The following is a 19588-nucleotide window of genomic DNA, read 5'->3' on the forward strand; positions in this document are numbered from 1 at the left end:
AAAATTTTTTATCCAACCTTCAAGAAAGAACAACGATTTTGAACGAGGTGTCCGACAACGTCTCCCCATGTATTTGTTTGTTATTCTAATTTCATATTGATCCCTCTGTTTAAAAGAGTAATTTCAAATTCATTAGGAGTACTCCCCTTGAACACAACCACCTCCTTAGAGTTGTGATTTATGCCTTCTTCGTATATTTTCTTAATTTTGCAATATTCTTACTAAAAGTAGTAGTTGGAAAAGGGGCCCACCCATCCGAATATAATCGAAGTTGAGATAGCCCCTAATTCTTTATAGATTTATTTAAATATCTCATTTACTTTAGCTCTCAAATATTCAATAGACGTTTTCGCATACCAATCCGGCTCTGATTGTCTTGTATGGAAGCCTACTTCCATTGATAAGTAGCCATCATAATTGATTTCTTTTAATGCTCTTAGAACCGAATCGAAATCTCCTCTTCCCTGTCCAGGTGGGAGGCGGTCATTGTCCGAAATATGGACGTGGTGAAGTTTATCAGCCATTCGATAGACATAATCGCTCGGCACTTCGTTTCGATACAAGGCATGGAAGGTATCAAACATGACTTTCACATTTGATAATCCAGTTTGTTCGGCCAACATTAATGCATCGTCTGCTGTTTCAATCAGATTGCTGTCAGCTGGAGTTGGCTCAACGACCATTGTTATCCCTAGCTCTTGCGCATATTTGCCTACCTCTACTAATCCTTCTAAGCTACGGTTCCACGCGTCCTGCTGCGTTGTTCCAAAAGCTGCCCATCCCGCCAGCCACATCACTGTAGGACACTCCCAATCGTATGCCAATTGAATTACTTTTTTGTAATGATCGATTGTGAATTTTCTTTCTTCAATGAGCGCAGAACTAGGATTCATTCCTGGCCCACCACCTGGAGCCGGAAGCATCGCTGCTACTTTTAAATTCTTTTGTTTTAATAGATTTGAAATTTCCTGCCTTCTCTCTTTTGATAGATAATCAGGCCAGGCGTGCGGACTAGCACAGCCAATCTCAATCCCATTATAGCCAAATGATGATAATCGGTTTATTACCTCCTCTAACGGATAAGAAGGAACCCATGCTGGAAAACTACTATATACCCATGTATTGAAAGAAATCCCTTTCATTTGAATACCTCTTTTCTAAATATGATTTGATTCATTTGAGAATGCCCCCAAGTGTCTGATCATGGGCAACATTATTTAGTAACGAGTAGTCCATTCGCACTTTCATCCCTTAAGACTCTAAGATTGATTTTATCCATATTATTCCCAAACAAATACCGCTTTTTCCGTCTTTCTTTCATCAAATAAACGGAAGGCTGTTTCTGCTTCTTCCAGCTTAAATTTGTGAGTCACTAATTTTTCAACTGGAAGATTTTTTCTCACGATAAATTCGGCGATTTCTTCATATTCCTGAATTGGGAAATACCATGAACCGATAAGTGTTACTTGTTTACGTATCAACTGTGGACTCGGATGGATGGTTGTTTCTTTGCTTTCACCGACAAATGCCACGCGGCCATGCGCTCTTACGCAATCCAGTGCATCATTTTGCGCAAAAGGACTTCCTGAACAATCGATGGCTGCATCTGCGCCAAGCCCGTTTGTAATGCGCGAAATTTCTTCTTGTACATTGGCATTTTTCCCATTGATGATATAGTCTGCACCAAGTTCTTTCGCCATTTCTAAACGCTCGTCAATCATGTCTACTGCAATAACAGTAGCACCAAGTGCGTGTGCAACCATTACACCGGCAGCCCCCATAGGACCCATTCCGAAGATTACAAGTTTGTCTCTCCCTGAGATTCCCAGTCTCTTTTGCGCATGATATAACGTTCCAACAGCGTCAGTAGAAACGGCAGCAGTTACGAAGCTCATTTCATCCGGAATACGCATGCAGTTTTCTGCAGGAACAACCATATAGTCAGCATCTCCCCCGTGGGCATCAAAACCAATACACTTGAATTCCTTACAAAACATTTTATAGCCGCTCTTACAGTGAGCACATTCCCCACAACCTAAAGCTAGGTATACCGCAACACGATCTCCTTCTTGGAATTTTGATACGCCCTCTCCAACCTGTGTGATGACCCCCGCTGGTTCATGGCCTGGAACCATTAAACCGGTTTTTGTTCCTTCAAAAACAGAAGTGCCATAATACAAGCTCATATCACTGCGGCAAATCGCAGATGCCTTCATTTGAACTAAGACTTCTCCTGAACCAGGTGTTGGAACTTCGACGTGGCGAACTTCTACTTTTTTATCTCCCGGAAAGAATACAGCTTTCATTTTCATAGTATTTCCTCCTAAAAAAATATTGTTGAATGGTAAAACCGGTTATGGGACTTTGCCCACCACATATCACTAATTTATTGCTTGAACAAGATCCCTTGTAGGAGGGAAATGGCTTTACATAAAACTTCATCAGTCGAAGCTAGCATATCCTCATGTTCAATGGAAATAACGTAACGTAATCATATGCTACAGCACAAAGAGTACTTACGATGTCCTTCCACATTTCTTCGTCATGGTCCATATCCTACTGATCTAACCGTCCATGAGCAGTATAAAATATTGCTGTAGTGTTTGGTATCTAACACGCCGTTTACGCTACTATTGGCTTTATCCAGATATGTGTCTTTGGCATGGAAATGAAAGATCGCATTTTCCCGACCAATCCTTTTGATGGCTTCTACCGGATCAATTTCTTACCAGACTAAATGACTTGGATCGAAGTTTGCTCCGATACTTTCTCCTACAAATTCTCTCAATTTTAGAAACGTCTCACCTGTACCTAATACTTCAGCTTTTTTTATTCCACAATAATTCTTTCGGTCCAAAAGGTTAAGTTTTTATCGGTTTACCGCCTTACGTCCAAGCGCTACCGACAAAATAATAATCAAACCTCTGATGATCATTTGTTGGCTTACATCCAACCCCATGATAATTAACCCATTGTTAATAACTCCAATCATTAATGACCCAATTACTGTTCCTATCACAGTTCCTACTCCTCCAGCTAATGCTGTACCACCAAGAATAACTGCAGCTATTACAGAAAGCTCGTCACCTTCACCAAAGGAAAATCTTCCCGCATTCATACGGCCTGCATATAGAAGCCCAGCTAAGCCTGCCATTAGGCCAGTGCCCAGGAAAACCAACATCTTAATTCTACTTGTATTAACACCAGAAAACCTTGCAGCAATTTCATTTCCACCTGTCGCTAAAACCTGGCGCCCAAATGACGTTTTTTGAAGCAAGACGTGTGCGATAATTGCGAACATCAAAGTCCAAATAAGCAGTACAGGGATAGGGCCGATGTCACCAGAACCAAAAATAAAATTGAAATTTGAATCAATAATTGGAACCGGAGCGGTGTCAGTTATCCACATAGCCATACCCTTGACTGCTCCCATTGTACCCAAAGTTACCAAAAATGACGGAATAGCTAATTTTGTAACAAGTACACCATTTACTAAACCAATAAGCAGGCCAGTTCCAACACCAGCAATTACTCCCCCTAATATGCCATAGCCTGTTTGAAGAGCTAATGCTCCTGTCAGTGAAGATAATGCAGCGATTGAACCGACTGAAAGGTCTATTTCACCAGTACTTATTACAAATGTCATCGCTAGGGCCATTAAAGTAATAGTTGCTGTTTGTCTTACTATATTTAATAAGTTCCCTGTTGTTAAAAACCCCTGATCAAAAAGGGTAATTGAAAAATAGATTAACACTCCTACGAAGGCCAAATACACAATATAATTGCGCCACTCAAATTTTTTTACTACGGAGATTGAAGGCTGTTTTACTTCATTAAAAACCTTGGATTGCATATTCTAGTTCCTCCTCTGATTTAATCTCTTTACGCTTCATCTCCTTTTTTATCTTCCCTTCATGCATAACGACCACTCGATCGCTCATGGCTAAAAGTTCCGGAAGCTCTGAGGAGACAACTAGTATTGCCTTACCACTTTCGGCCATTTCTCTAATTACTTCAATAATTTCAGTCTTTGCTCCAATATCAACACCGATTGTAGGTTCATCAAGAAGTAATACTGTAGGATCGGTTGCCAGCCACTTGGCAAGGACAATTTTTTGCTGATTACCACCAGATAACAAGCCTGATGTTTTAAAAATATTATCAGTTTTGATCTTCAACTTATTAACTAATTGCTTACTAATTTCATTCAATTTTTTATTGTCAATGAAGAGCCCATTTTTTAATTTTGAAAGGATTGGGAGTATCATATTATCCTTTACACTATGTTGAAGAATCAATCCTTGCATCCGTCTATCTTCAGGGATTAGTGAAATGCCTGCTTCTATGGCATCTTTTGGACTCTTAATCTTTCTTTTCTTACCCTCAACGTAAATATCACCGCTATCAATTGGGTCAATTCCAAATAAACAACGAAATAATTCAGTTCTGCCGCTACCCATTAATCCTGCTATACCTACAATTTCACCAGGCTGGATTGAAAGATTAATATCTTTAAGTCTATTTCCGACATTTAGGTTTTTAACTTCAAAGATCGGTGGTACGTCTGTTGAGTAAGGGCGTTCTTGCCATTCAAAAGCCTTGTCAAACTCCCTTCCCACAATATGTTGAATGACTGTTTCCAAATCGGTTTCACTACATGTTTCTGTTGTGACATACTTTCCGTCTCTTAAGATGGTAATCCTATCACATATTTGAAAGATTTCATCCATTCTGTGGGAGATATAAATGATGGAATAACCTTTTTCTTTCAATTTGTTAATGATGTTGAATAAGACTTCAGTTTCAGTTTTTGTTAATGATGATGTTGGCTCATCCATTATTAATATTTTTGCTTCTTGAGATAGTGCTTTGGCAATTTCCGTCATCTGCCAATAGCCAACTCCCAAGTTTTGAACAATATCGGATGGTTTGATATCCACTCCTAATTCTTTTAGCAGCTTTTCTGTTTTCTTCTCGCTTTCTTTATCATTGAGCAACACCAACGAAGTCCTTGTCTCCCGGGTCAGAAAGATGTTTTGGGAAACGGTCAGTGTAGGAATTAAACTAAACTCTTGGAATATCATAGAAATATTATGTTTTTTTGCATCGTCAATGTTCTTAATACTTACTGGTTTTCCTTCTACTAATATTTCACCACTGTCAGCAGCATAAATACCAGTTAGTATTTTCATTAATGTGGATTTCCCGGCTCCATTCCCTCCCATCAAGGCATGAACTTCTCCTTTTCTCAAGGAGAAATCCACCTTGTCAAGTACGGTAACTCCATTAAATGCTTTACAGATATTTTTCATTTCAAGTACAGGCTGATCCATATTAATTCACCTTCTTTTATTTATGGGGCTGTCTCATAAGGGTCTGACCCCATGTGCATTATCAATATATAGCATATTTATCCAACATTATATCCTATATATTGTGTTATGGGGTCTGACCCTTAGGCTTTTGAGACAGCCCCATAAAATAGTGTCATCCACACAAACTTATTTCATAGCATTTTTAACGGTTGGGGGTGCATCTGTACCGTAGATGAGCTTCCAGGAATCTAAAACATTTTCTTTTGTAACTTTAATCGCTGGAGAAGCAACATAAGCTGGTGCCTCCTTTCCTAGAAGCGCATAACCTGAAAGAATAGCTTGAGCTACCCCCTGGTCATATGGTAATTGAGCGCCTAGGCCTTTAACAATTCCATCGGATGCAATGGATATAGCGACATTTGTACCTAAGTCAACTGTAGTAACGACTAAATCTTCTCTGCCAGCGTTACGGGCAGCAGACATTACACCCTCAGCTGGTACATCCCATGGCGCAAAAATCCCATCGATGTCACGGTGTCTTGTAAGCATTGCGGAAGCTACTTCTTCTCCTTTATTTGGATCAGTAATACCTCCTTTTGCTACGATTTCAATGTCTGGATATTTTTCTTTAATTCTTGCTTCAAATGCATCTGAACGGTTTTTCGTAACAAAGAAATTAACATCGTGATAAACGATACCGACTTTACCTTTCTTACCAATTTTTTCAGCCATGATGTCTGCGGCCAATGCACCGTTTCCATAGTTGTCACCTGAAACAATGCTAATGTAATCTTTTCCTGGAGAGAGACCCTTTGCTGCCCCATCCATAAATACTAATTTAACTCCTTGTGCAACTGCTTTTTTATAAGCTGGTGCGGTGGAAACTGCGTCAACAGGGACTGAGATCATAATATCCGGTTTTTTAGCTAGTACTGTTTCAATGTCGTTTACTTGTTTTTCAGCCTTAAACTGTGCATCTGTAACAGCGATTACTTCGATGCCCATCTTTTTAAATGTATCTTTCATTGCTCCTACTGCTGCATTCATGTAGTCAGTTCCGGAATAATGCATTACAATTGCGGCTTTATACTTTCCATCCTTAATCTTTTGAAGCTCTTCTTCAGTAAGTTGTAAAGATTTTGCAGATACAGCCTTTTCACCATTAGGCCCCTTATCAAGAACATCTAAATCTGGAATCTTAGGGTTGATTGTCAGCGGTCCGGAAGTCTGCTCAGAGTAATTTTCATTCTTCTTTGTACTTTCTTTGCTTCCAGTAGCCATTTCCTTATTACCACAACCTATAAGCACCATACTAAGAACAAAAACCAATATGATGGAAACCAAAACATTCTTTTTCATTAGGTAACCTCTCCTTTGTTTTTTTTAATTAGTACAACTCTTCTAACTTTTTATGATGCGTGATTGAGCAACACTTCCTTTTATTTGATAAAAAAAATAATCAGTTCATTTAAGTAATCGATTACATATAATAAAAATTAACACAGCTTATTGATCTACCAACCTTCAAAATATATGTAATCGTTTACAATAGATTTTAAAAAATTTTTTTCTCTGCAACCCGCGGGTATTTAATATTTATTTCTTCTTATACTCATTACTTGAATCCCTGATAATCAGTTTATCTTCTAAAATATATTGATTTTTTTCTAATGGATCTTTATGGATTAGTTTTAAAAGTAATTCCATCGCTTTCATACCAATATCAAACATTGGTTGGGCAATCGTAGTAAGCGCCGGTTCAACAATAGAAGCAAATTTTATATCATCAAACCCAACAACAGAAATATCATCAGGTACACGTAATCCTTTTGATTTAATCGCTTTCATTGCTCCGATTGCCATTTCATCGTTTGCGGCAAAAACGGCAGTTGGCGGCTGCTCAAGCGCTAGAAATTTCATCATTAGATTAAAACCACTTTCGTATGAAAAGTCACCCTCTTGAATTAAATACGGCTCTGCAGCTATACCATGCTGGGCTATCGCCTGATGAAATCCCTTTAATCGGTCCCGGCTTAGTACAACATTAAGTGGTCCGGAAATGAAACCGATACGCTTATGACCTAAAAGAATTAAATGTTCAGTCGCCTTCCGTGCACTGCTAATATTATCAATCGAGACAGTTGGAATTTGGGATCCTTCTATATACTCGCACGCTAGTACAACAGGGAATTCATTAGCAATTTCCTCGATTGAATTCTGATCAATTCTTGCTGTTAATAGTATTAAGCCATCGGCTTTCTTTTGACGAAGAATATTCAAAAATTCTTTTTCGCGTTCAAGATTGTTTCCCGTATCTCCTAAAAGAACTTGATAACCGTTTTTTGCAGCTACTTCTTCTATCCCGCGAAGTATCTTAGAAAAAAAGGTATTAGTAATATCAGGTACAACAACAAGTATCGTTTTTGTCTCTAATTTTCTAAGTTGTCTTGCTAGTATATTAGGTTGATAGTTTAATTTTTCTATTGCTTCCATAACTTTCTCGGTTGTTTCTTTTGATACGGTTCCAGAATTGCTTAAGACTCTTGATACGGTAGCCGTGGAAACATTGGCCAATTTCGCTACATCAACAATCCTTACCATTTTGTATATCCTTTCGAGAAGTATATCTCTTTGTTGTTTACATTGTAATCGATTACATTATTTTTTACAATATTTTTTTAAAAATTTTTATCTTTCTCATATTGTTTATTATCAATTATAAGAGGGAGTTTTATTACCTCCCCCCCTGTCCATTGATATTTCATTCGCTTTAAGATTCATTTTCTATCTTATAAAGTTTGTTTGCCTTTAACGCCGTTAATTGAATAGCTTGCCGTAATGTTTGCATTTAATGACTGAGAAACTGAACAATATTTATCTTTTGACAACTGAATGGCCCGGATCACCTTATCCTCGGGTAAATCTCCTTCCAAAGCATAATGGATATGAATATCTGTATATCGTCTCGGATGGTCTTCTGCGCGTGTTCCTTCTACTTCAAGATGAAAAGAGGCAGGATTTAAACGCATTTTTTGCAAGATCATTATAATATCAATCCCGGTGCACCCTGCAACTGCTTGTAAAAGCAATTCCATAGGCCTTGCTCCACTATTTTGCCCCCCGATTTCCTCGGCCGCATCTATTTTGATTTCATGCCCTGATGGAGTGGAACCTGTAAAAGCCAATTGTCCTGTCCATGTTACCGTTGTTTTCATTTGTTACAATCCTTTCCTTTTGTACCTTTTCTTTAATATTGTTTACTTCTTAAGTTGATATACTCTTCTTTTCATAATTGTACACTTAACATATGATAAATCAAATTTAAACAAGTCTGTTAAAGTGAATCCATAAAAAAAGGATAAACAATGATTAGCTCATAATGAAAAATGAATTTCTCCACTCTTTAACCTGGCTATTAAATTGTTTATATGTATGATTTATTGACTTTTTTATCATTCAGTTTAGCTATTACATCGTTAAAATTATGCTTACTGATCCACTCATCCAAATCAGGTAACACATTTTCAAAATATGGAAGCTTTGCTATGACAGGCAGCTCTGTTAGTTTTTGTATCGTTGAGACATTGTCCATGTGCAGAAAGTTTTGATCATTAAATTGGTTAAACACGAAACCTTTTATTTCCAATCCTTCATTCATTGCATAATGAGCGGTTGTGACAGCATGATGGATACTTCCAAGACCGCATAAAGAAACTAATACAACAGGTATTTGTAGTTCTTTAATAAAATCTTTTGTCATATACAATTCGTGTTCACGTACTTGAAGAGGAACCGCCAGTCCTCCTGCCCCTTCCACCAGGACCAAATCATATTGCTCTTTTAATTCATTCAGCTTCTGTTTTATATGTTCTATATTCGCTTTTTGTCCTGTTAGCTTTTCTGCCAAATGAGGAGATACAGCAGGCTTGAAAAAATACATCCCAGTCTGATCGTCACCGATAGACTTCTGAAACCAAAATGAATCCGGATAGATTTGTTTCTCTTCATCAAATCCCGATTGAATCGGTTTAAAAACCTTCACCTTTAATCCATTTTTACTAAGAACTTTATGTAAAAATGACGATACAACGGTTTTTCCAATTTCAGTTCCTGTTCCCGTAATAAATAGAGCGCTACCCATTTAAGCTGCCACACCTTTTCCGACAGGAAATGCAGATAAACGTGCCAGGATTTTTGACGCTAAAATCGAGCAAATAATACAAAGGACGATGTCTCCCGGTACGGGAATAAGAAGTCCGTATAAGACAGTTTGCTTAATCGTCAGTGGCTTCTCTACTAAGAATTTCATTGCAGCGTATAACCATATGCAACCTATGGTGTATATCATTAATAAAGCTGTAAAATTGGCCGCTGCCAACGTTTTTATTGTACGTTTTTTCAACCTCTCCACAATATACCCGCTTACATATGCTCCTAAAACAAATCCGATCAAATAGCCAAAGGTTGGCTTTAAAACGTAACCAAGCCCTCCCCCTTCTGCAAAAACTGGTACTCCGATAAGGCCTATGAATACATACAACAGTTGACTAAGCGCTCCTAATCTCGAACCAAGCAGAGAGCCTGCCAAAAAAACAGAAACAATCTGCAAAGTAAATGGTACATACGGAATAGGAATTTTTATAAATCCCCCAATGGCTGTCAATGCGGCAAATATCGCTGCTAAGGTCATATGTTTTGTTTTCATTTCATTTTCACCCTCATTGAATTGTTTTTTTTATCATGCATGATTTATATTCTTTTTGTCAACCATTTTTAAAAATGTGTTTACAATTAATCCGAAATGTGAAATTATCGCTAAAAAAGAGGTATCTGCAAATAGATACCTCCTACTTTAAAATATATAAATTGTTTTTAATACAAACTAAGCCTGTACGGAAATATTCCAAGCAAACGGGTCTTTAAATTCATTCCAGTCCATTAACATTTCCTCTTCTGTTAGTAAGCAACTGTCCAATGAAGCTTTTACAGCTTCTTTATCCATATCAATTCCGATTATAACGAGTTCAATCATGCGGTCACCATATTTTTCATCCCAATCATCTTTCAATTCAGGATTTTCCGCAAAGTATGTGGATTGCTCCTCTATAGGCAAAGCTGCCACCCAGTAAGCAACAGGTTCCAGATTGACGGATGGGCCGGCCTGGGAGAATAAAAGTACAACATCATTTCTTGTGGCGCACCAAATAATCCCTTTTGCCCTCACAATTTCTTCAGGCATTTCCTCAGCCCATTGGTAAAATCGCTCTGAATGAAATGGGATGCGGCTTCGATACACAAACGAACTGATTCCATATTCCTCTGTTTCCGGAGTATGTTCTGGTGATTCCAGCTCTTTAAGCCATCCTGCTGATTGGCTTGCTTTCTCAAAATCGAATAAACCTGTATTCAATATTTCAGAAGGAGAGACTTCTCCTTTTACAGTACGTATCAGCCTTGCTTCGGGCTGAAGTTTTTTTAGAAACCCTTCCAGTTGATTTAATTGTTCAGGATCTAACAAATCACACTTATTCAGGATGAGAACATCACAAAATTCAATTTGATCGATCAATAGATCGGCAACAGTTCTTTCGTTATTTTCTCCAGCGGCCTGGCTTCTCTCCAACAATGAATCCCCTGATGCGAAATCATGCCAAAATCGGTTCGCATCGACGACTGTAACCATTGTATCAAGTCTGCAATGCTTCGTCAGGTCGATTCCTAATTCTTCATCAATGTAGGAAAATGTTTGAGCGACTGGTACGGGTTCACTTATACCAGTAGATTCAATAATAATGTAATCAATATTCCCCTGCTGTACGAGCCGCTCTACTTCCTTCAATAAATCTTCCCTCAGAGTGCAGCAAATGCATCCATTTGATAATTCAACAAGTTTCTCTTCGGTTCGGTTTAACCCTCCCCCTTGTTTAACTAAATCTGCATCAACATTGATTTCACTCATGTCATTGACGATGACAGCTACTCTCAAACCCTCCCTGTTTTTTAAAATATGGTTTAATATCGTTGTTTTTCCTGCTCCCAAATATCCGCTCAAAACGGTGACTGGTATTTTTTTATCATGCATATTGATTCTCCTTAAAAAAAATATTTACAATAAATCATAATTATTACGATTTATACTGTGCTATTTCTCCAAATGATTCCGGCAATTACGCCATTTCAAATTGCTTTCCAAGATCTTATTTCGTTTCTCTATGTAAAGTACGACGTTTCAACCGCGGTGAGTATTTCATTAATTCAAGTCTTTCGGGATTGTTTCGTTTATTTTTTGTCGTTATGTAATTCCTGTCACCTGTTTCAGTACATTGAAGCGTGATTTTAACTCGCATTTTTTATCCTCCTTGTTTAGATTAAAATAGGAATGATTACGATTTTCATTGTATGGTATAGATTAAAGGAAAGTCAAGATCGGGAATTTGACTAAAAAATAAGAACAAATAGTCCTAATAAGATATATTGCCATCCAGCAAATAATAGATTTTCCAATAAATAAGTAAATACAATTCTTAAAAATGAATTCTATTAATAAATATTATTGACAAGTATTATATTTTTGATTAATTGGAGGTCATTATGGATCGTCTATTTCGTTCATACTTGCTCGATTTCACTGGAATTTTCATAATTGGTTTTGCCGTTTATTTCTTATCCTTTGGAATAAATATAACGGTTAATAATGAAGCAGGCTGGCGTCTCCCACCTTCTCTATTAAATTTAAATACGATATTTTTAAGTATTTTAATAGAAGCTTTGCCTTTTGTTTTGATCGGTGTCCTCATTGCCGGTATGATCCAAATTTTTGTTAAAGAAGAGCATATTCAAAGGTGTATTCCTAAAAACAAATTTTTGGCTGTCATGATGAGCTGCGTCGTCGGAGCATGTTTCCCTGCATGTGAATGCGGTATTGTGCCGATCGTCCGGAAACTTGTTGCCAAAGGGGTTCCTATTTACGCAGGAATTGGTTTTTTGCTAACGGGTCCGCTCATAAATCCCATCGTAATTGCTTCTACATACATGGCATTTGGGAATAATTTAAAAATCTCACTTTTGAGGATGATTATCGGGTTCTTTATCGCGATATTTGTTGCAATTGCAGTGAGCTTCCTCTTTAAAGGCCGACAGTTTAAAGAGACTGGCCCTTTAATGGACGTGCATTCACACTCAAGCGATAAACGTCTGTCGTTTACCGAAAAGTTTTGGAGTATGCTTAAGCATTCTATCGATGAGTTTTTTGATATGGGCAGATATTTAATCATTGGGGCACTTTTCGCGGCTTTTGTACAAACATATTTACCGGCTAAATCGTTGCTTGAGGCAGGCAGCGGACTAGGTTCTTCCACCCTTGTTATGATGGGGCTTGCCTACATTATGTCTCTTTGTTCGGAAGCGGATGCCTTTATCGGAGCATCTTTTTCAAGCATTTTTCCCACCACTTCCATTTTAGGTTTTCTAGTATTTGGCCCTATGATTGATTTAAAAAATACGATCATGATGCTGAGCGTTTTTCGGACAAGGTTTGTTTTGGGCGTTTTGGTGATCATCACGATCTCTGTTTTTACTGCATTGATGCTTCTGCATCCATTTATATGAGGGGGAGAAAAAGATGCAATTTCATGTTCAGCAGGCCATTAGAGCATTAATACTGTTTACTTTTTCCGCTCTAATTTTACAACTGCATTTTACCGGCGAGATGACGAAATTTATTAACCCTAAATACGAAAATCTTAGCCAGGCGGCAGCTATAATTTTTCTACTATTATTTATGGTTCAGCTTACCAGGGTGTGGACATTAGCAAAGGAGGAACACCATTGTCATGACGGGCATGAATGCAGCCATCATGATCATGGGGATTCACCATTTTCTTTTAAAAAAGCACTTTCTTATTTCATTATTGTTTTTCCTTTGCTAACGGGAATTTTTCTGCCGGCTAAAGCGTTGGATGCGTCAATCGCCAATAAAAAAGGAGCAATGATTTCCTTATCCAATCAGGCAAAAAGCGGCGGACAAGGCGGACAAATTGAAGAAGAAAGCGCCTCCGCAGGGAATCCTTCTGAACCTGATACGGAGAACAGCGAGGGGCAAGATAGAAGAAGTACGATCACCCATGATTCAAATGTTCCTGTCAATCCAAATGAAATGACGGAAGAGGAATATCAGAAGCTAATGAAAGAATTAGAAAATACATCAGCCATTTTAATGAATGATCTAGTGTACTCTTCTTATTATGATGCGATCAGTATCGATATCGATAAGTATAAAGGAAGGAAGATTCAATTAAACGGTTTTGTTTATAAAGAAAAAGGGTTTCAGACGAATCAACTTGTTATATCACGATTTTTAATCACGCATTGCGTCGCTGACGCCGAAATTATCGGGTTTCTTTCTGAATTTCCGGAAGCTTCCACACTTTCCCCAGATACATGGATCGAGGCGGAAGGAACACTTGATGTTACCACTTTTAATGGCACCAGGCTCCCACTAATTAAAATAAATAGTTGGAAAAAAATCGATGAACCAAAAGAGCCTTACCTTTATCCGATTAGTGTCAAACTTAATTAATTTAATAAAATATTCTGGTTGTGATAAAAGGGCCAGTCCCCCACTGCTTTAAAGCTTGTCGCAAGACTGTGGTGTGCAGTTGCCGGCTCTGAGTGAGAAATAGTCGTCAAATCATCCGGACGAGATTGCAAGAGTGGGATTACTTCTTATGGAAAGCATCAATAAACAAAAGGGAAGGAAGCTCTTATTCCTCCCTTCTTTTACCTCATTTCATAAAGAAAACATATTTGTATCAACCACTATAACCTTTTATTTACCGTTTTGTCTTATAATATAGAAAGAAAGATTATTATATACAAAAGCAGACAAGGAAACACCCATGCCTGCCGTCAACATATGATTTTAATCGCATTTACAACCATGAAACTTTTCTTGTTGTTTTGCTTAATAAGTTCTTTTTTTCAAAAGAATCGGTTTTTTGATTACCTCTTGCAAAGCATCTAAATTTACAAGGAGAGTTCCACAGATAATCGTTATTGCACCTACTGCCATTAACCATGTGACAGCCTCATTATTCAATAGTGCACCTAATGATATAGCGATAAGTGGTGAAATATATAGCCATGTAGATGGGAAAACCGGGTTTGTTTTGGCAACAAGCCAATAAAATAAGCTGTGTCCAACCATAGACCCAACGATAATTAAATAAAGGAGAGATCCCATCGCCTTTATGGATATTATCGATTCGACATCAATTTTTTCAGTAAACAAAGATAAAACAACGAGAAGGGCTCCGCCATACATCATCTGAGCTGCATTCAATGCAATCGGCGATATTTCTTTAAAAATTCCAATAACACGTTTGGAATATAAAGCCCCACTCGCATAACAGACCTCTCCCATCAAAATCACAATACTCCCAAGAAACCAAAGCGGATTAGCTTCAAATGTAAAGCTGGATGACAGTAATAAAATTACTCCTGCAAATCCAATGAAACATCCAATTAACGATTTGTTACTTAATTTTTTACGCAAAATAAATGTCTGGATTAATAATATCATCATGGGGCCTGTAGCAGACAGCACAGCTGCAATTCCTGAATTAACATACTGTTCAGCCCAATATAAAGTCGCAAACGTACCAAAAGTTAAACCTAAACCTGACAACAGCATCTCCTTTCGAACAAGAAGCGACATATTCGCCTTCCCTTTATTTTTCATCATAATAAATAAAATGAAACCTGCCAGAAAAAATCGGATCCCTGCTGACATAAATGGCGGGGCACCTGCATCCATTCCTATTTTTATCGCTAAAAAAGTAGTCCCAAAAATAAAACACATGATGAAATAATTTAGAATAACCATGAAAATTCCTCCTTTTGCCTTTATCATAATAGGAGGCAAACAGAACAGATAAATTTAAATAGAACAGATAAGAAAGGAATCTGTTAAGATTAAGAAATAAAGGAGTTGAGAGCTGATGCCATTGAAAAAGAACTCAAACCGTCTTTTTGAGGATGTATATGATTATATTGTAAACAGGATCAATCGCGGGGAATGGAGGGCTCATGAAAAGCTTCCATCTGTTCGTGAATTGGCAAAGGAATTGAATGTGCACCGTCTAACTGTCTTTAAAGCCTATCAAAGATTAAAAGAAGAAGAAAAAGTGTATGCGAAAGATAAATCAGGTTATTATATACATCCGGGCAATTTGGAAGGATTTGAACATATACAGTTTCCTATCTTTACATCACGTGTTCAAAGAAGTTATCTTTCAGAGATTCATCAAATACCTGTTACTTATCAGTTTTCTCAGGCACTTATCGATCCAAATTTGTTACCAAACCATTATTTTGCAGATTATATTAAAAAGGTATTCGATTTATATCCGAAAGTATTAGGAACTTATTCCACTGTACAAGGCGACGGAGAACTTAGAGAAGCGTTAGCCCACTATTTCCGAAAGCGGCATCAGTTATATGTCAACGCCAATGAACTAATCATTACTTCTGGTGCACAACAAGCGATTAACTTGATTTCACAAGCATTTGTCAAACCGAGAGATACTGTGTTAATGGAGCGGCCAACCTACAGTGCGGCGATTGATATTTTTCGTCACCAAGGGGCAACCATCATTCCAGTTGATATTCTTCCGTATGGATATGATCTCGAACAAGTTGAAAAAAATATGAAGCAGTACAAACCCCGTTTATTTTATTTGAACCCTACATTCCATAATCCGACAGGCTATACCGTTCCGACTGAACAGCGCAAGAGGTTGGCTGAATTAGCCGAACAATACCAGTGTCTTTTAGTAGAGGACGATCCGTTTCATGATATATATTTCGGACATGAACCTCCCGCACCTCTTTTCCGATATGATACGGGCGGGTATGTCATATATATTCGCAGCTATAGCAAATACATTGCCCCTGGTTTACGGATTGCTTTGGTCGCATGCAGGCAACCTTTAATGAAAATCCTGTTAACGGCAAAATCACTTTCGGATAACGGGACACCATTACTTAATCAAAAGATGTTTCTGCATTATTTTCTATCAGAAAGAATGCAACAGCACCTTGAAAAGCTGCGTATTGCATTAAACATTAGAAAGGAAATTATGGAAGAAGTGATCGTTTCTACAGGCTGGGAGTGGACCAGTCCTAAGGGAGGTCTTAACCTTTGGGTAAAATTACCTGAAGAGATTTCTGCCCAAACACTCCTGTCGAATAGTGTTGAACGATCTATTTCATTCGTACCGGGAAACATATGTGATCCTCTCAATGAGTTGGATTCATGGATTCGTTTAAGCTACTCATTTGTAAATGAACGACAATTGATAGAAGGAATGAAGGATCTTGTTGATGTATATAATTCGGTTTATTTGATTGGAAAAGTCAGCCTGACATAAAATAATGCCTCCCTTCTCATACTATAGTTAGGAGGTATTTTTCTTATGAAAATTTCATTGATAATTGGTCTTTTTATATCCCTGCAATCTATCGGTTCAACTGATCATTTGACAGTGGAACATCAAGGAAAAACGATCTCTTCCGTCAGCCGGACGGAGTATTCTCTGCCTTTTCTCGCTGAACCGTTTATTGATCAAGAAAAATATAAAGGGTTTTTGGAAAAACTCGATCAGCTAGTATATCAAGCTCCAGTAAATGCATTCATTGATGAAAATGGAAAAATCATCCCTGAAAAGGCAGGGCTTAAGTTAAATCGAACTGCAATTACAGAACAAATTTATGATTATTTTTTCAATAAGGGCCCCTCCCGAATTGAAGTACCAACCATTTCACTTTATCCAAAAGTGGACAGTGAGCTTCTATCGCATATAAGGGAAAAACAGATAGGCCACTATATAACCTATTTTAATCCAAGAAATAAAAATCGTACGCTTAATATTATCCTAGCTGCAAAAGCAATTAATAACCATGTCATTTTTCCAGGTGAAACATTTTCCTTTAATGGTGTTGTAGGCAAAAGAACGGTTGAAAAAGGTTATTTGCCAGCCCCGATTATTGTAAAAGGCGAATTGTCTGAAGGAGTTGGCGGAGGGATTTGCCAGGTTTCTTCAACACTTTTTAATGCTGTTGACAATGCGGGAATACATATATTGGAACGGTATTCTCATAGCAAAAGTGTTCCATATGTGCCGGAGGGCCGGGATGCAACAGTAAGTTGGTATGGTCCGGATTTTATTTTTGAAAATAATTACAATCAGCCGATCCTTATTCGCGCTCATGTTTACGGAGGCAAAGTAATTGTTAAGGTTTACTCTTCGGACCTGATCAATTATAAACCTCGCAAAGTATCTCCGGCTTCCGGTCTACTGCCAATGGAAACAATGTTCATGGAGGGAATGAAAAATTAACATTCATTACGTGAGAAAGCATTTTGATGCCATTTCTCAATTGTAAAAAACATCATTCATGCTAAATGAAGCAATTAGTTTCTATAAAACATTTTAGGAATAAAAGGGGCTGTCTCATAAGGGTCTAACTCCCTCCAATAATAACAAAATATAGAATGATCTTATTAGTGTTTGTCTATATGTAGATTATTGGCAGGGTCTCGTACTTTGCTATTGAGTCAGTCCCAATTCTGTAAAGTCAGCTTTTCTCACAAATCCATGCATCTATTTGATTATCAAGTTGCTGCAGCATCTTAAATGCACGCTCACTATCAATTTTCCGGTAGTGGTGAAGGCCTCCCGGTTCTTCATCTTTTTCATCCGCTAATTTAATAATGTTTTGCAAAGGAGTTCTAACTACTTCTCCTCCTGGTAAAAAGGAATCCGTATGAAAAAGAATCGCCAGAGCAATTTCTTTTGCTTTTACAGGATTTTCACCCAAACGGATCAATAATTTATGTGCCCGTTCAGCTCCCTTAATAGCGTGTATATCATTTTTTCGATAGAGTTCATAATCCCATTTATCGTCTTTATACCATGTATAATGGCCAATATCATGAAGAAACCCTGCTTTTGCAGCATTATCAACATCAATATTTTGCTCCTTAGCCAAATGAAACGCGTGATAGGCTACAGCGATAGCATGAGCCATTCCCGAGCGATTAAGATATTTTTGTGAAATACGATGTTGATATATATCGATTAATTTAACTTCTCTCATGTTATCACCCTTTTAATATATTCATATGAATTGAGAAACTTGTATGATTTTTGTCATCAATATTTTTTTTGAAACATTTTTTGTGCTGATTTTTGTTTTTTCATGATTTCATATGACTTTTCGATAATGTCGGTTAGGACGTCTCCTTTATAAACTTTACCGATTTTTGTATTTTCTTGATAGTATGCAACAATTTCATCCAGTTTTTCAACTGTTACTTTTGATAGTCTTACATTAACCTGTATTTTATTTTGTTCACTCATGATGAATGATCCCCCTATCATTATGATATTAATTGCTATCATTATGATAGCATAAAAATAGCAAATGCTATTGCATAAATCTCTTGGGGAATTTCCCGAATCGTTCATAATAAGATTCTGTATTCCACTCTTTTTTACAATAAAGTTGACCAAACGATATTCCAGTTAAATCTATAAGATCTTTTTTTCGAAAAGTATTCCAGTTTAATTCAGCGACTCTTTTCATACATAATACATACAACAAAACAATGTTATATTTTACTCTTTCTCAATGTTTCGTAACAATGTTATGTTATAAACTCCCTTTGCGCAAAAAAGGAGAACCTTTTGGTAAAGGCTCCCCTTTTCTCATTTGAATTTATTGTTTTATATAAACAACTTCTGTTTTTGCTATATAGTCATGCAATCCTCTTTTTTCTTTTCCTAAGGCCATTAAGTAACCAATAAATAAAATTAATGTTGATAATAGTTTTCCGATTATTTCACGCAAGAACATCGTCCAAAAAGTTAGATCACGGTTATCCGTACGTTTAACTCGTATTCCTGTAAATTTCTTTCCGAAAGTTTGGCCATTTGAAAGAACAGGGTACCATACATAATAAATCAAAGCTAAAATAAAGCTGGCCAAATTAGTTATTATTAACCCAGCTCCTAGAACAGGAAGACCTGCGTTAGGATCCATTTGATCGGAAATCCCAAAAACAGAACGAACAATAAACTCTAAAATCCATAAAATAATTCCAAAAATCACCGCATCAATAAATAATGCTCCTAAGCGAATCCCGAATCCTGCACGATTCAATGTATTTTCCACCTTCCTTTTATTCAGATTCCACGGAAACAAATCCGGTT

Annotated in this window: 19 protein-coding genes and 1 pseudogene; 4 read left to right on the forward strand and 16 right to left on the reverse strand. The window is 37.3% G+C overall.

Annotated features, from left to right (window positions below):
* Nucleotides 1-299 precede the first annotated feature (299 nt).
* The 12 genes and pseudogenes from PB1_RS10505 to rpmG all read right to left on the reverse strand — a co-directional run bounded on the left by PB1_RS10505 (nt 300) and on the right by rpmG (nt 11662).
* A complete protein-coding gene (locus tag PB1_RS10505; RefSeq protein WP_004436342.1) occupies nt 300-1142 on the reverse strand; it encodes a sugar phosphate isomerase/epimerase family protein in 843 nt (280 codons plus the stop codon).
* Nucleotides 1143-1280: 138 nt separating this feature from the next.
* Entirely contained in the window at nt 1281-2312 is a 1032-nt protein-coding gene (locus tag PB1_RS10510; RefSeq protein ID WP_004436343.1) for a zinc-dependent alcohol dehydrogenase family protein, read from the reverse strand.
* Between the two features lie 74 nt (nt 2313-2386).
* Nucleotides 2387-2803: pseudogene (locus tag PB1_RS18430) on the reverse strand (sugar phosphate isomerase/epimerase family protein); the annotation flags it as partial.
* 66 nt (nt 2804-2869) lie between these two features.
* Nucleotides 2870-3853, reverse strand: coding sequence for an ABC transporter permease (locus PB1_RS10515; protein WP_004436344.1), 984 nt, complete (start codon nt 3851-3853; stop codon nt 2870-2872).
* Nucleotides 3834-5333 carry a sugar ABC transporter ATP-binding protein gene (locus PB1_RS10520; RefSeq protein ID WP_004436345.1) on the reverse strand — a complete coding sequence of 500 codons (1500 nt, stop codon included), beginning with the start codon at nt 5331-5333 and terminating at the stop codon, nt 3834-3836. Before PB1_RS10520 ends, PB1_RS10515 begins: the two co-directional genes overlap by 20 nt.
* A gap of 168 nt (nt 5334-5501) precedes the next feature.
* On the reverse strand, nt 5502-6674 hold the full coding sequence (locus PB1_RS10525) for a substrate-binding domain-containing protein (protein WP_004436346.1): 1173 nt from the start codon (nt 6672-6674) through the stop codon (nt 5502-5504).
* A 237-nt stretch (nt 6675-6911) separates the two neighbouring features.
* Nucleotides 6912-7916, reverse strand: a complete 1005-nt coding sequence (locus PB1_RS10530; RefSeq protein WP_004436347.1) for a LacI family DNA-binding transcriptional regulator — start codon at nt 7914-7916, stop codon at nt 6912-6914.
* Between the two features lie 188 nt (nt 7917-8104).
* On the reverse strand, nt 8105-8530 hold the full coding sequence (locus tag PB1_RS10535; protein WP_004436348.1) for an OsmC family protein: 426 nt from the start codon (nt 8528-8530) through the stop codon (nt 8105-8107).
* 209 nt (nt 8531-8739) lie between these two features.
* Nucleotides 8740-9456: a dethiobiotin synthase gene (gene bioD, locus PB1_RS10540; protein ID WP_004436349.1), complete on the reverse strand. Its 717-nt coding sequence runs from the start codon at nt 9454-9456 to the stop codon at nt 8740-8742.
* Nucleotides 9457-10020 (reverse strand): biotin transporter BioY, encoded by a 564-nt coding sequence (locus PB1_RS10545; RefSeq protein WP_004436350.1) that lies wholly within the window; start codon nt 10018-10020, stop codon nt 9457-9459.
* A gap of 177 nt (nt 10021-10197) precedes the next feature.
* Nucleotides 10198-11397 (reverse strand): GTP-binding protein, encoded by a 1200-nt coding sequence (locus PB1_RS10550; RefSeq protein ID WP_004436351.1) that lies wholly within the window; start codon nt 11395-11397, stop codon nt 10198-10200.
* Between the two features lie 115 nt (nt 11398-11512).
* Nucleotides 11513-11662 carry a 50S ribosomal protein L33 gene (rpmG, locus tag PB1_RS10555; protein WP_004436352.1) on the reverse strand — a complete coding sequence of 50 codons (150 nt, stop codon included), beginning with the start codon at nt 11660-11662 and terminating at the stop codon, nt 11513-11515.
* Nucleotides 11663-11906: 244 nt separating this feature from the next.
* Here rpmG and PB1_RS10560 point away from each other — a divergent pair, with 244 nt between their 5' ends.
* Nucleotides 11907-12923 (forward strand): permease, encoded by a 1017-nt coding sequence (locus PB1_RS10560; RefSeq protein WP_004436353.1) that lies wholly within the window; start codon nt 11907-11909, stop codon nt 12921-12923.
* A 13-nt stretch (nt 12924-12936) separates the two neighbouring features.
* On the forward strand, nt 12937-13893 hold the full coding sequence (locus PB1_RS10565) for a TIGR03943 family putative permease subunit (protein ID WP_004436354.1): 957 nt from the start codon (nt 12937-12939) through the stop codon (nt 13891-13893).
* Nucleotides 13894-14277: 384 nt separating this feature from the next.
* Here the strand turns inward: PB1_RS10565 and PB1_RS10570 are convergent, their stop codons facing one another.
* Complete coding sequence (locus PB1_RS10570; protein ID WP_004436355.1) at nt 14278-15198, reverse strand: DMT family transporter; 921 nt, start codon at nt 15196-15198, stop codon at nt 14278-14280.
* Between the two features lie 115 nt (nt 15199-15313).
* On the opposite strand from PB1_RS10570, the gene PB1_RS10575 reads away from it, so the two are divergent.
* Both PB1_RS10575 and PB1_RS10580 read left to right on the forward strand, forming a co-directional pair.
* A complete protein-coding gene (locus PB1_RS10575; protein ID WP_004436356.1) occupies nt 15314-16744 on the forward strand; it encodes an aminotransferase-like domain-containing protein in 1431 nt (476 codons plus the stop codon).
* Between the two features lie 45 nt (nt 16745-16789).
* Entirely contained in the window at nt 16790-17713 is a 924-nt protein-coding gene (locus PB1_RS10580; RefSeq protein ID WP_004436357.1) for a VanW family protein, read from the forward strand.
* Nucleotides 17714-17951: 238 nt separating this feature from the next.
* Here PB1_RS10580 and PB1_RS10585 read toward each other — a convergent pair whose 3' ends face one another.
* The 3 genes from PB1_RS10585 to PB1_RS10595 all read right to left on the reverse strand — a co-directional run bounded on the left by PB1_RS10585 (nt 17952) and on the right by PB1_RS10595 (nt 19538).
* Nucleotides 17952-18473: an HD domain-containing protein gene (locus PB1_RS10585; RefSeq protein ID WP_004436358.1), complete on the reverse strand. Its 522-nt coding sequence runs from the start codon at nt 18471-18473 to the stop codon at nt 17952-17954.
* A 56-nt stretch (nt 18474-18529) separates the two neighbouring features.
* Nucleotides 18530-18736, reverse strand: a complete 207-nt coding sequence (locus PB1_RS10590; RefSeq protein WP_004436359.1) for a hypothetical protein — start codon at nt 18734-18736, stop codon at nt 18530-18532.
* A 358-nt stretch (nt 18737-19094) separates the two neighbouring features.
* On the reverse strand, nt 19095-19538 hold the full coding sequence (locus PB1_RS10595) for an RDD family protein (protein WP_004436361.1): 444 nt from the start codon (nt 19536-19538) through the stop codon (nt 19095-19097).
* Nucleotides 19539-19588: the final 50 nt, after the last annotated feature.

This window comes from Bacillus methanolicus PB1, from assembly GCF_000262755.1.
Taxonomy (GTDB): Bacteria; Bacillota; Bacilli; order Bacillales; family Cytobacillaceae; genus Bacillus_Z; species Bacillus_Z methanolicus.